General features: G+C 46.0%; 10 protein-coding genes. 2 read left to right on the top strand and 8 right to left on the bottom strand.

Going from position 1 to position 12,261, the window contains the following annotated elements; genetic code table 11:
* Positions 1-39 precede the first annotated feature (39 nt).
* On the top strand, positions 40-1,842 hold the full coding sequence (locus GO003_RS15100; protein WP_159655749.1) for an ABC transporter ATP-binding protein: 1,803 nt from the start codon (positions 40-42) through the stop codon (positions 1,840-1,842).
* Between the two features lie 2 nt (positions 1,843-1,844).
* Entirely contained in the window at positions 1,845-2,696 is an 852-nt protein-coding gene (locus tag GO003_RS15095) for a PHP domain-containing protein (protein WP_159655747.1), read from the top strand.
* Between the two features lie 466 nt (positions 2,697-3,162).
* Here the strand turns inward: GO003_RS15095 and GO003_RS15090 are convergent, their stop codons facing one another.
* The 8 genes from GO003_RS15090 to hypB all read right to left on the bottom strand — a co-directional run bounded on the left by GO003_RS15090 (position 3,163) and on the right by hypB (position 12,043).
* A complete protein-coding gene (locus GO003_RS15090; protein WP_159655745.1) occupies positions 3,163-4,452 on the bottom strand; it encodes an adenylosuccinate synthase in 1,290 nt (429 codons plus the stop codon).
* A 13-nt stretch (positions 4,453-4,465) separates the two neighbouring features.
* Positions 4,466-5,653, bottom strand: a complete 1,188-nt coding sequence (locus tag GO003_RS15085) for an ATP phosphoribosyltransferase regulatory subunit (RefSeq protein ID WP_159655743.1) — start codon at positions 5,651-5,653, stop codon at positions 4,466-4,468.
* Positions 5,654-5,752: 99 nt separating this feature from the next.
* Positions 5,753-6,610, bottom strand: coding sequence for a protease modulator HflC (hflC, locus tag GO003_RS15080; RefSeq protein WP_159655741.1), 858 nt, complete (start codon positions 6,608-6,610; stop codon positions 5,753-5,755).
* Positions 6,607-7,788 (bottom strand): FtsH protease activity modulator HflK, encoded by a 1,182-nt coding sequence (hflK, locus tag GO003_RS15075; protein WP_159655739.1) that lies wholly within the window; start codon positions 7,786-7,788, stop codon positions 6,607-6,609. Before hflK ends, hflC begins: the two co-directional genes overlap by 4 nt.
* A 518-nt stretch (positions 7,789-8,306) precedes the next feature.
* Positions 8,307-9,569, bottom strand: a complete 1,263-nt coding sequence (gene hflX / locus GO003_RS15070) for a ribosome rescue GTPase HflX (protein ID WP_159655737.1) — start codon at positions 9,567-9,569, stop codon at positions 8,307-8,309.
* A 29-nt stretch (positions 9,570-9,598) separates the two neighbouring features.
* Entirely contained in the window at positions 9,599-9,838 is a 240-nt protein-coding gene (gene hfq, locus GO003_RS15065; RefSeq protein WP_159655735.1) for an RNA chaperone Hfq, read from the bottom strand.
* A 237-nt stretch (positions 9,839-10,075) separates the two neighbouring features.
* Positions 10,076-11,194 (bottom strand): hydrogenase formation protein HypD, encoded by a 1,119-nt coding sequence (gene hypD / locus GO003_RS15060; protein ID WP_159655733.1) that lies wholly within the window; start codon positions 11,192-11,194, stop codon positions 10,076-10,078.
* Positions 11,195-11,206: 12 nt separating this feature from the next.
* Positions 11,207-12,043 (bottom strand): hydrogenase nickel incorporation protein HypB, encoded by an 837-nt coding sequence (hypB, locus tag GO003_RS15055; RefSeq protein ID WP_159655731.1) that lies wholly within the window; start codon positions 12,041-12,043, stop codon positions 11,207-11,209.
* Positions 12,044-12,261: the final 218 nt, after the last annotated feature.

The raw sequence follows: 12,261 nt of genomic DNA, 5'->3' as shown, positions 1-12,261 counted from the left end.
ATCGCTATAATCGGCTTTTTATGACAGGTTAAAGCAACGGTGCAATCAAAAGCCTCCCACCCTCCCAAAGCGTTTACTTACACGTGGGACTACCTTTTTGGTGTTGCTTTACAACACAAAAAACAACTGATCATCGCTCATATCATAGCGATTCTGGCAACGATTGCCAGCGTTCCGGTTCCTTTGCTGATGCCTTTGCTGGTCGACGAGGTATTACTCAAAAAACCCGGCATTACCGTTCACACCATTGATTACTGGGTACCCGCCAACTGGCAGACGCCGGTTGTCTATATTTCAATCGTGTTGTTTGCCAGTTTATTACTTCGCGTCGTATCGATTGCGTTCAATATCGTGCAGGCCAGGCAATTTACCCTAATTTCCAAGGATATCGTTTTTCGCATCCGCCATCGATTGATCAATCATTTGCAAACGATCTCCATGGCGGAATATGAAAGCCTGGGCTCAGGTTCGGTAGTCACGCATCTGGTTACCGATCTTGATACCATCGACAATTTTATCGGCTCAACCATCAGCCGGCTTTTGGTCGCCATTCTAACCATTCTGGGCACTGCTGTTATTTTGCTGTGGATGCACTGGCAGCTCGGCTTGTTTATTTTATTGCTGAATCCCCTGGTAATTTACTTCACTCGAACGGTTGGCAGCCGGGTAAAGGATTTGAAAAATAGGGAAAATTCCGCGTATGAAATTTTCCAGCAAGCACTTACAGAAACGCTGGAAGCGATTCATCAAATCAGGGCGAGCAACCGGGAACGCCATTATTGTCAATTATTGGTCGATGCCGCAAGAACTGTCAAAGAGCAATCCGGCGCTTTTGCCTGGAAAAGTGATGCCGCATCCCGCTTGAGTTTTCTTGTCTTCCTGTTTGGATTTGATGTTTTTAGAGCGACGGCCATGCTGATGGTTTTCTATTCTGACCTGAGCATAGGCGAGATGCTCGCTGTATTCGGCTACTTGTGGTTTATGATGGCCCCTGTTCAAGAGGTGCTGGGTATCCAATATGCCTATTTTGCCGCCAAAGCCGCACTGGCTCGGATAAACCGTTTGACAAAATTACAACAGGAACCGCAATACCCGCACCTCAATAATCCTTTTAAAAACAAAAAAAGCGTTTCCATCCGTGTTGAAAACCTTCATTTCAGTTACACCGACGAACCCATTCTGAACAATATCAATCTGACCATCAAAGCCGGAGAAAAAGTTGCCTTGGTTGGCGCAAGCGGCGGCGGCAAATCGACTTTGGTGCAAACGCTGATAGGACTTTACAGCCCCAGTGCCGGAACCATTTACTACGACAACATTCCCATTGAACAGATTGGCCTGGAAGTGGTCAGAGAGCATGTTGTCACTGTTTTGCAACACCCCATTCTTTTTAACGATACCATTCGCGCCAACCTGACAATGGGTAAACCTGAAGATGATTCTGTTCTCTGGCAAGCCTTGCAGATAGCTCAACTGAAAGACACCGTTAGCGATCTTCCTTTGGGTTTGGATACTGTCATCGGACGACACGGCATGAGGCTTTCCGGCGGACAACGACAACGCATGGCTATCGCGAGAATGGTTACGGCAGATCCTAAAGTCGTGATTCTGGATGAGGCCACATCGGCCCTGGATTCGGCAACCGAGTATCAGGTTCATCACGCGTTGAATGATTTTTTAAAAAATCGCACAACGATTATTATTGCTCACCGTTTAAGCGCGGTTAAGCAGGCCGATCATGTTTATGTGTTTGAAGAAGGCACCGTATGTGAACAGGGACGGCATGACACCCTTATTCAACAAAAAGGCCTTTATGCAAAACTTTATGGCGAGTACCAGTAATCATGACTGAGATATACGATCTTCACTGTCATTCAACCGCATCGGATGGCGCGTTATCACCCCGGGATTTAGTCAGCCGTGCCAAGCAATACGGTGTCACTCACCTGGCATTAACCGATCATGATACGGTGGCTGGCGTTGCTGAGGCTCAACGTGCTGCAGAAATGGAGGGCATCAATCTGATTACCGGTATCGAGTTTTCAACGACATGGCAGTCGCATTGCCTGCATATCGTCGGCTTGAACCTGGACCCCTCCCATCCTTTGGTAGCTGAAGGATCTCACGCGATACAAACGATTCGTAATGAACGCGCTGAAAAAATTTCCATCAAGCTTGAAAAAAAGCGGATTCCCGGTGCATTCGAATCTGTAAAAAAAGCCGCGGGAGACGGCATGATCACGCGTACTCATTTTGCAGAATTTTTGCTGTCTCAAGGTTATGTAGACACCTTGCAAGGCGCATTTGATAATTATCTGGGTGATGGCAAACCCGGTTATGTTTCTACACAATGGCCTGGTTTGGAAGAAGTCGTTAACTGGATTACCGCATCAGGTGGTATTGCTGTTCTGGCGCACCCTATGCGGTACAAATTAAGCGGGTCATGGATGAGGCGTCTTCTGATAGATTTTAAGGAAATGGGGGGATTATCAATAGAGGTGGTGTCAGGAAGAAACAACCCGGACGAAATCAATACTTTAGCGCGCTATGCCAAACAATTTGACTTGGCAGGATCGGCAGGTTCTGATTTTCATAATCCCAAGAATATCTGGGTGGAATTGGGTCGTTTAAACCCTATGCCTGACTTTGTTACACCGGTCTGGCATTTATTCGAAACAAAGGCTTTGACTTCATAATTAAAAACCGGATTAGCGGTTCAAACAAAAAACCGATCTAACCCGGTTGTCTAATTGATAGCGTCTAGCGTTAATCAGGATACAAGCGACATAACAGCAATACCAGCCAGAATAAACCCAACTGCAAAATAGACAACAAATTTATCGTCATCAATATCAGGTTTCATAATGCCTCCGAAGAAGTGTAAACGAATGCGTTATTCACGCAGTTCGATTTAACCATGCATTACCGTTTTATGTAAAGCTTAACGCAGTCAGAGACAACCTCAAACTGCGTTTTAACCTGAAGCTTTTGGTTTTATACCTTTCGCACTTCAAATTTCGGCAGTGCCTAAGGAGGCATCGGGTTGTTCGGCAAAGGCTTTGCCAGCATGGATGCTGGCATAGAGCCTACATGGATGTATTTACGGCGTCCTTTGACGGACACCCCGGTGCCGAATTTCGATCTACGATGGGTATATTTTGTCTAAAAAGGACTTTCCAGAATAATGGTTTCATCTCTGTCAGGTCCGGTAGAAATAATGGCCACTTTTACACCGACCAATTCTTCTATTTTTTTGATATAGGCTTTTGCGTTCTCAGGCAGGTCGTCATAATTCGTCACGCCTGCTGTAGGTTCGCTCCAACCCGGCAACTCCTCTATCACTGCCTCGCAGACTTCATATTGATCAGCTCCTAACGGCGCAATTCCGGTCAATTGCCCGTTTAACCGGTAAGCGTTGCAAATCCCGATTTTTTCAAGACCATCCAGTACGTCCAGTTTGGTTAAGCAGATTCCGCTTAAACTGTTCATGGCCGCAGATTTGCGCATAGAAACTGCATCAAACCAGCCTGTTCGCCTTTTTCTGCCGGTTGTCGCGCCAAATTCATGACCTTTTTGACCGATGTGTTCGCCGATATCATTCAGCAGTTCGGTAGGAAACGGGCCGTTTCCGACTCGCGTTGAATAGGCTTTAGTAATACCCAACACATAATCCAGACTTAAAGGTCCCACACCGGTTCCGGTGGCAGCCCCTCCTGCGGTAGTGTTGGATGAAGTCACATAAGGGTAAGTTCCGTGATCGATATCGAGCAATGCACCCTGAGCCCCTTCAAATAAAAGATGCTTACCTTGCGCCTGATACACCGACAAAATTTCACCTACATCGGCTAACATCGGCTTGACCTGCTCTCCAAACTGCAATGCTTCATCCAGCATGGATTGGACGTCTATTGGCTCAGCATGATAATAGTTTTTCAGCATAAAATTGTGCAGATCGGCAAGTTCGTGCAACTTCTCAGAAAAGCCTTTGACGTCACGCAAATCACCTGCCCGCAGCCCTCGCCTGGCAGCTTTATCCTCATACGCGGGACCTATGCCTCTGCCCGTTGTGCCAATGGCCTTGCTGCCTCTCGCCTTTTCTCTTGCCAGATCAATGGCAACATGGATAGGTAAAATCAATGCACAGGCTTCACTGATCAATAAGCGTTCCCGCACCTTGATGCCGGCTTTCTCAAGAATCTCGATTTCTTTAAGCAAAGCCTGCTGGCTTAATACGACACCATTGCCTATCAAGCATTGGACGCTCTCACGTAAAATACCCGAAGGTATCAGATGCAAGACTGTCTTTTTACCCTGAATCACCAGTGTATGTCCGGCATTATGTCCGCCCTGAAAACGGACCACCGCATCTGCCTGCTCGGTCAGTAAATCAACCAGCTTACCTTTGCCTTCATCACCCCATTGAGTGCCGATTACAACTACATTTTTTCCCATTTTCATTCCAAATTTAAGCCAACGCTTTAACAATCCAGTCTTTATTATTTTTTTCAAGAACCGCAGTGCAACCCATGGAGCGATAATCTCCGGATTGACCTGGCAATTCCTGAACTACACATCTGCCCGCCGCGCGCAGATTTCTGACCGCTTCAGATAATGCCGAATCATTAACGGCCGGTGCAAAAATCAATTCCGCCTGTTCTTTATTTTCGGACGGATTCAATTCTGACAATACTTTTAAATCCGCACTAAATCCGGTCGCGGGTCTGGCCCGGCCAAAGACAGCGCCAATATTGTCATAACGTCCCCCCCGGGCAATTTCACGGCCAACCGACGAAACAAATGCAGCGAAAACAATACCGGTATGATAATGATAACCGCGCAATTCTGCTAAATCGAAGCTGATAGGCAATGAGGGAAAATCAAGCGCCAACCGATCGGCCAGCAAGGTCAGTTCCTGCAATGCTTTATTGACAGTTTCATCCGCCTTGGACAAGACCTGACTCGCTTTGACCAGGGTTTCCCTGCCGCCATTCAGTTCAGGTAAAACCAGCAAAAATTGTTTCAATTGCTCATCGATATCAAGCTCCTGAACAAATACTTGCAATTCTGACTTGGCTTTACGCTGCAAGATGTCAAACAATGACGTTTCCTGAATTTTAGAAAGCCCGGCCTGTCGGCATAACGCCCGGTAAATGCCTACATGCCCCAGATCAATATGGACGTGCTGAATCCCTGAAATAGCCAGCATTTCCAGCATCAATTGAATAATTTCCAGATCGCTTTCCAGTCCATTATGACCGTAAAGCTCAGCTCCGATCTGCATCGGACTTCTGGATTTTTCCAGCGCATCGCCAACTGTGTGGAGAACGGTGCCGGTATAACAAAGGCGGGTCGGCCAGGCATGTTTGAGATTGTGCGCATCAATTCTTGCCACCTGGGGCGTCATATCGGCACGAATACCCAACATTTCGCCGCTTAATTGATCGGTTAGCTTGAAAGTCTGCAGATCAAGATCATGGCCGGAACCGGTCAAAAGTGAATCCAGATAATCAATGAACGGGGTAATAACCAATTGATAACCCCAGCGTTTAAAAACATTGAGAATATTACTTCTAAGGTTCTCAAGACGCTTGGCATCTTCAGGCAATACTTCCTCTATACCTTCAGGTAAAAGCCAGGAATTTTTTTGTTGCATGTTTTTTTATGGGTCTACTCAAACAAAACGCCCCGTTAAAAACGGAGCGTTCATTTTTATTGAAACAATCTCAGCGTTGAGAACGCCGATGTCAGTGATTTACTTTTGTGATTTAAAATACCTGAAAAAATCGGACTCAGGATCTATCACCAGCATTTGATCCGGTTTATTGAATGTTTCACGGTAAGCATTCAAGCTTCTGTAAAACGAATAAAACTCAGGATCTTCTGTGTAAGCCTTGGCGTAAATCTCTGCCGAACGCGCATCACCTTCACCGCGTAACTTTTCAGCTTCTTTGTATGCATTAGCCAGAGTAACTACACGTTGCCTGTCTGCATCGGCTCGAATACGCTCAGCCGCTTCCGAACCTTGAGACCGGAATTCACGAGCTACTCGTTCACGCTCCGCTTCCATTCTCAGGTAAACCGAACTGCTGACTTCGCTAGGTAAATCAATACGTTTAACCTGCACATCAATGATTTCCAGACCAAGATTTGCTGCGACTTCTCTAGACTTCGCTATCAAAATATCGCGGATGATCTTCCGGTCGGTCGAAACCAGTTGCTTGATATCACGCTTACTGAATTCGCTTCTGAAAGCATCTTTGATGATTTGATCGAGACGAAGATTCGCCTGGTTAATATCACCGGCAACAACTGTATAGAACGTTTTTACGTCTCCGATCCGCCATTTGACGAAAGAGTCAACGATCACGTTTTTCTTTTCAGCCGTTAAAAAACGCTCCGGCTTACTGTCCATGGTCTGAATCCGGCTATCAAACTTTTTGACGTTGTTAACAACAGGCAATTTGAAGTAAAGACCCGGCTCGTAATCGTCTTTTACTATTTCACCTAATTGAAATTTGATTGCTTTTTCGGTTTCCGAGACAGTAAAGATACACATTATGCCTAGAAATAAAACCGCTGCTATTCCTATTAAAATTTTATTTTGCATCATTGACGACCTCTTACGTCACGGCCACGCACTGCGCCTCGCTGAATATTCTCGACTGGTTGCGGCTGACTTAAGCTAGGCTGAGGTAAGTTGATAGTCTCAACGTTAGGCACCGGTTGTTTTGCCAGTTTATCAATAGGCAAATAAAGTAAATTATTTCCGCCTTTGACATCGATCATTACCGTATTGGTTTTACTCAGAACGCTTTCAATCGTCTCGATATAAAGTCTTCTGCGAGTAATATCAGGTGCTTTCTTGTATTCCACCAGCAGATTGGTAAAACGGGTTGCTTCACCTTCTGCCTGAGCAATGACCTGTTCTTTATAACCTTCCGCTTCCTGAGATTTTCTGGCAGCAGCACCACGTGCTTTGGGCACTACATCGTTCGAATAAGCTTGAGCTTCGTTGATCAAACGCTGCTGATCTTCTCGAGCCTTGATAGCGTCTTCAAATGCGCCTTGTACCGGTTCGGGTGGCTGGGCATCTTGCAAGTTGACACTGGTAATCTGGATTCCGGACTGATAGGCATCCATGACTTCTTGTATTTCTTTACCGATTTGAGCAACAATTTCGCTGCGGCCTTCTGTTAAAACGAAGTCCATGTTGCTGGAACCGATAACACCTCTTTCAGCGGATTCAGTGACTTGTTTCAGTGTTTCAGAAGGGTTGGCAACATTAAACAGAAACTGTTTGGCATCCTTAACCTGATACTGAACCGCCAATCTGACATCGACAATATTTTCATCTTTGGTCAGCATCAATGCTTCTCTGGGCACAGAACCTAAAGTTTGTTGCGCACCTCCGCTTCTATAACCCACTTCGATGAAACGTTGTTGCTTGACATTGACGATTTGCACCTGCTCAATCGGCGCAGGCATATGCCAGTTTAAACCGGCTTGTGTCGTGTCAGTGAACTTACCGAAACGAGTAACCACGCCATGATTACCTTCGTCGACAATATAGAATCCGCTTAGACCCCAGAGCACAACTGCGCCGGCCGCCAGATAGCCTATGCTCTTCATTGACGATCCGGGCTCATTATTTCCGCCACCGCCAAAAATACCGCCTAATTTCTCTTGTAATGAGCGGATTGCCTCATCCAGATCGGGAGGCCCTTTTTCACTTCCGCGCCCACTCCAAGGGTCTTTTTTATCGCCGCCGCCAGGTTCATTCCAGGACATACATATGCTCCATTGGGATTTTAGTAATTAAAATGATTTTGACTCATTAACGCGAGGGGTTTGATAGACCAATCCGTATAACTTACAAAAATTAATGCTTAATAGAAACAAGCTAAAATTTTTGAAAGTTAAAGAATTTTTCAACTCGTCATATTTTCTTAAATTAAGATTATCCCTATCAGTGGTTTCATATTACTGACTAGAACAACAATATGAAACTCTAAATAACTTTCTTATCTTATCACGATAGTTCAGCATTAAAAGTCATTGCCAATTATCTCGGATAAAAAACTTACATTCAAACTAGGTTATTAGGTATCTGCGCACTCCCTCCCATTTTATTGGGTGTAGAGCCTTGATTTCAACGGACGCATGAATACGTCCCTGTTGAAGAAGCTTTTTCAATCAATCACCTACACCCTCAACTCCAAGCAGGCAAGTGGTTGTGTTATTAGTTAATTGGCTGGTTTCAGAGTATTTAGAAAAATTATTACTACTCTGGCTCCTTAAAAAAGGTACTAAAATTCTTCCATAACAACATCTTTCAATAAGCCCAGTTTTTTTTGATCGATTTCCATCCAAATATCCCAGCCGCCATCGTCCTGGCATTGCTCATTGATGATTTTTGCAAAATCAAACAACTTGGCACGAATGCCGGCCTGATCAGGCCTTAACCGGCAATGCCTTCTGATTTTAGAAGGTGTAAATGATTCGGCCAAAACCTCTTGCAATAAATCCAAGCCTTCGCCCGTCTGAGCAGACAGCCAGATTCTGACCGCGTTGCCCGTATCGTCCCTATCGACATGGGGCTTTACATCAGGAAGTAGATCTATTTTGTTAAATATCTGCAACTGTCTTATCTGGTAAGCATCAATATCGGTTAACACCTGATTGACTTGAAAAATTGTGTCATCCCTGTCTTCTGCGTTGGCATCAATGACATGTAACAATAAATCCGCCTCACTGGCTTCCTGCAGCGTAGATCGGAAGGCTGCAACCAGTTCATGCGGCAAATGACGGATAAACCCTACCGTGTCGGCCAAAACGATTTCAGTATTATTCGGGAGCAAACAATTGCGTAAAGTAGGATCCAGCGTCGCAAATAACTGATCGGCCGCATAGGCATTAGCGCCCGTTAGGGCATTGAATAGGGTAGATTTACCGGCATTGGTATAACCGACTAGCGAAACTGAAGAAATCTCGGCTTTTTTTCGTTTCAGGCGTCCTTGATGACGCTGCTTTTTAACTTTCTCAAGGCGGGCCTGGATTTGTTTTATCCTTACACCCAAAAGCCTTCTATCGGTTTCCAACTGAGTTTCACCCGGCCCTCTCAGACCAATGCCGCCTTTCTGCCTTTCAAGATGGGTCCAACCGCGAACCAATCGCGTCGACAAATGCCGCAATTGCGCCAGCTCAACTTGCAATTTACCCTCGAAAGTCTGCGCGCGCTGCGCAAAAATATCCAGGATAAGCCCATTTCTGTCCACCACCCTGACATTGAGCGCTTTTTCAACATTGCGCTCCTGGCTGGGAGAAAGCGAGTGATTGAACAACACCAAGTCGGCAGAATGCTCTTCTACAGCCTGTCTGATTTCTTCCAGTTTGCCGGTTCCAACAAAATATTTCGAATCGGGGCTTCGCCGGTTGCCTACCACTACGCAAACAGGCTCAGCACCCGCTGATTTGGCCAGTTCCCGCAGTTCCGATAAGTCTTCTTGATTGGCTTGTAGTGTTAGGTGAACGAGCACGGCCCGCTCACCCGATTGAGGACGCTCAAACAATTAAGCGCTCCGAGAAGTTTGATAATAGTTTAATCTTCAATGATTTCGTTTTCGCGGCTAAGTTTGACAGGTTTGCCCGGTACAATCGTTGATATCGCATGCTTATAGACCATCTGACTGACAGTATTCTTAAGCATAATCACATACTGATCAAATGAATCAACACGCCCTTGCAGTTTAATACCATTAACTAAAAAAATGGAAACGGGGGTGTGTTCTTTTCTGAGAGTATTTAAAAAATTATCCTGTAAATTTTGCCCTTTCGACATCCAATTTCTCCTTATTATTACTATTGAGTTCAGTATAGGATCAATTATGCACTGTACCAACACTTGGCATTAAGTCTAACCTAATTTAACAGGTTTTTTAACTTGAATTTTCCTTATTTCAAATTACCAAGGCATGCAAATGAAAACCCATCTTGAGTTATGACGTTTCATTTCTATCAATTACATCTAAAATCCCAAGCGTATTCCGGTTGAATCCAGACGCAACTTGCACAACTTTTAAGTCAGTTCAGCGCTTTTTAGACCAACATCAGGTTTTATACCGGCACTCCACCAAATCCGGCAGGCACCTTCATCAGAAACCATACAAGGCCCTACCGGTTGACTCGGCACACACAAACGGCCATACAATTTACAGTCAACCGGCTTGATCTTTCCCATAACGACGCGCGCGCAATCGCAACCGGGCGGCATTTCGCCGACATGACGGCGCGCGTCTTCCCGGAAAGACCCAAAATGCAGCTGAACATCATGGTGGGCAAAATGCGCTTGTAAGGTATATCCAGAATGAGGAATCGTACCGATACCCCGCCACGGTGCATCGGACACCTCAAAAACTTGAGACAGAAACTGTTGAGCACGGCGATTACCTCCGGGTTTGACCACTTGTTCATAACAATTATCGACGAACAAATGGTTATCCATGCGCTGCCGCAGCACCGAGTAAATGGCTGCCAGTAAACTGTCCGGAGTAAAACCGGCAATCGCAACAGGAAGCTGATGGCGCGAAACGACAAACTGCCATTGTTCGGGACCCATCACCGTCGCCACATGCCCTGGCGCGATCAGCGCATCGAAATTCGGCTGCTCTGAATCCAGCAACAAAGCCACTGCCGGCCATGTCAGACGACCGCTGCTCAAAATCAGCAGATTTCCAGGCGCGCCTTCTGCCAGCATTGCGGCCACAGGCGCGAATGTAGTTTCAAACCCCGCCGCAAAAAATACGACGGTTTGCCCGGGATTCTCTTTTGCAATCATCAACGTCTCGATAGGACTGGCAATCGCTCGAATATCCGCACCGGTAGCTTTAGCCTGCGATAAGGTACGAATAGCCTGTTTACCCGCATTGACAGGCACCCTGAGCATGTCGCCGAAGGCGGCCAGGATGATATTTTTCTCTAGCGAAAGCTGTATAGCTTGATAAATATCTTCCTCGGGACAGACACAAACTGGACACCCCGGCCCGGGTATCAGCTCTATCCATTCCGGCAGCACGCTGCGAAGCCCTGACAAAGCAATTGTGCGCTCATGACCCCCGCAGACATTCATGATTTTTGTCGTTTCAGTCACCGGCAATTCGTTTATTTTTACCAGCCATTGCTGAGCACTTAAGGCCATTATCTGCTCTCTCTATGACTTGCTTACAGGATGGACGGGGCTTAATAAAATGCGGGTTGCATGCAACCCGGCATCAGGCTGTCGCACAGGCCGGAATGAAGGCCGATTTTTAACGTGTTGCTTTTGAAGCTGAATCTGCTCTTCCATCCAGTCCAACCAGACATCGATGCCCTCTCCGTTCCGTGCGGACAAATGAAAAATCGGTACCTGATTGGCCAGATTGCGTAAATTTTGCGCTGCCCTTTCATTTGAGAACTCATCCAGATAGGGCGACAAATCTGTTTTGGTAATCAGCATCACATCCGCCGCGCGGAACATCACCGGATATTTGGCTGGTTTGTCATCCCCTTCCGCAACGGACAACAGAATCACATTGAGATGATGACCTAAATCAAAACTGGCAGGACAAACAAGATTACCGACATTCTCAATAAATAGCACATCAATGCCTGAAAAGTCGATTTTATGCAGCGCCTCGTGGACTAAATGGGCATCCAGATGGCATGCCGAACCGGTTGTGATTTGGTGCGCCTGAACACCGTGTGCGCGGATGCGCAGTGCATCATTTTCAGTTTCCAGATCCCCTTCAATCACGGCCATTCGAAACCTTTCCCGACCCTGCACAATCGTGGCTTCAAGTAATGCGGTTTTACCCGAGCCGGGCGAAGACATTAAGTTAATGACCAAAACACCCAGTTGATCAAAATGCATGCGATTATGGTCAGCCTGCAGATCGTTACCGGCCATCAGCCGGGTCAAAACGGAAGTTGCCCCCCCGTCAGCCGACTTTTCCACTGGAATCTGAGACTCGTTTCCTGATGTAATTTGACAACCACAGGTAGTACACATCTGTTTTAACCCTTAACTTGAATGGATTGGTTCAAACTAAGTATCTACTTACCCCCCATTTTTTGGGTGTAGGTGCTTGATTTCAAAGGACGCATGAATACTTCCCTGTAGCTCTCTGCAGCATCCCTGTTGCAGAAGCCTTTTCAATCAATCACCTACACCCGCTATTCCAAGGGGGCGAGTAGTTACCAATCTTAAATTCTTACTCTTTCAAATGA

The organism is Methylicorpusculum oleiharenae (assembly GCF_009828925.2).
Classification (GTDB): domain Bacteria; phylum Pseudomonadota; class Gammaproteobacteria; order Methylococcales; family Methylomonadaceae; genus Methylicorpusculum; species Methylicorpusculum oleiharenae.
Note: the sequence above shows the minus strand (reverse complement) of the source record. Positions and strands in the feature narration are given on the sequence as shown.